Origin of the sequence: Cryobacterium sp. TMT1-3 (assembly GCF_004402315.1) — a bacterium.
Classification (GTDB): domain Bacteria; phylum Actinomycetota; class Actinomycetes; order Actinomycetales; family Microbacteriaceae; genus Cryobacterium; species Cryobacterium luteum.
In genome coordinates this window covers 1-1,410 of sequence record NZ_SOFW01000031.1, presented here as the reverse complement: position 1 = coordinate 1,410, position 1,410 = coordinate 1, and the positions used below count along the sequence as shown (strand labels likewise).

The 1,410-nt window shown below is 51.8% G+C and carries 2 protein-coding genes; both read right to left on the bottom strand.

From position 1 onward, the window contains the following. Positions 1-259: 259 nt before the first annotated feature. The gene (locus tag E3O25_RS10410; protein ID WP_166806013.1) at positions 260-565 is read right to left on the bottom strand and encodes a transposase; all 306 of its coding nucleotides are present in this window, start codon (positions 563-565) and stop codon (positions 260-262) included. A gap of 134 nt (positions 566-699) precedes the next feature. Beyond that, a partial coding sequence (locus tag E3O25_RS10405) for a hypothetical protein (protein ID WP_206750215.1) occupies positions 700-1,410 on the bottom strand: 711 nt, incomplete at its 5' end.

The window sequence follows — 1,410 nt, the reverse complement described above, 5'->3', positions numbered from 1 at the left end:
CAGGCTCGCAAGGTCCTGACCCTAAATACCAAGGCACGCCAATGCGGGCAATGATTACGACTGCCGTCATTGAAGCTATCGACCGAACATCAGACCAGAGAGCATCACCCCGACAACCCAGGACCCCTGGGGCCCTCGACGAGCACATGTTCAGGATCGCTCATGATCCTTGTCCTTCCTCATAGATGAGGACAAGTATCAAATGGCCGGCTGGATTATGCCGAGGTTCGCGGCCATCACTCGCCGCTGATCTAGGCTTTCAGGCAAACATCGGCATAATCCGAACATCAGAATAATTTAGGAATTCATTTTCCATCCGAAGCCGAGCGTTCTCGGTCAAGGCTTCCTTCAATTCCAACGCTTGCGCTGGACTCAACGGCGGCCCCGGGCGTGCCTCGTTCTCGGCGTTGAATTGCTTCACCCACAGGCCGAGGGACTGGTCCGCGATGCCGAGCTCATCGGCAACGTGCTTGACGGGCCGGCCCGTCGTGACGACGAGCTGCACGGCCTCCGCGCGAAACTGCGGGGAGAACGAGCGCTTGGGCTTCTTCTCATTGCTGGTCAAGTGGTTCAACTTCCTGGATCACGATGCCGTGTCCAAGAACAGTGAAGCACGCCAGTGCACGCCAGCATTTTCGCGATGTATCTGCTAATGCCAGTGGTGCCCTTGTTTTGATAGTGGGGATGCCTTTAGTAGTACTAGCCTTTAGCTAGCCACACAGGGTAGACTTGGCCGGTGTAGTCGGTATATTCGTGGTAGAACATAAAGCCCTTCGTTACCGTGTTGGTCATGTTTTCAAGCGCAGTGATTTCTTTAACATAGACACCTTGAATAGGAGTTAACTCGGACTCTGCAGTCACGGTTGATATAGGCATTATTTGACCTTCAGCCATGGCACGAGGCTTTCGATTTGGTACGTCGCCGGCACTAAGGAGCTCATCATATTTTACTGATTGTTCTTTGTCTTCAATGAGAAAAGTCAAAACTTTCTTTGCGTCGTTCGTATCTAGAGACACTGCCATTCGGAGCATCCATGCATTACTAACTAAGGCCTCTTGCCCAGAGTCATCGAGTGAAACATCATTGTCTATGCCGTCATTAGGTCCTATTCTTTGATCTCGCCACTCAGCAACAAATGTGTCCTTGTCACGAATAAGCCATGAAACGTACGGTGCCTGCTCATCTTTAGGGAGTATTTCAAAAGTTTCAAATGGCATACCTTCATATTGCACCAGGTTTTCAGGGACTGCTTCTGCGTATGGGGCGTATTCTGCTATTTGCGGTACTACGGCGGTTTCTACTGGCGCTGGAGTTGGAGCGGCTGTTTCGGGTACTGACTCGCTTGTTGCTACGGCTGTTTTCGGTGCGCAGCCCGTCAAGCTGAAGAGTGCCACCGCTGTGAGGGTGAT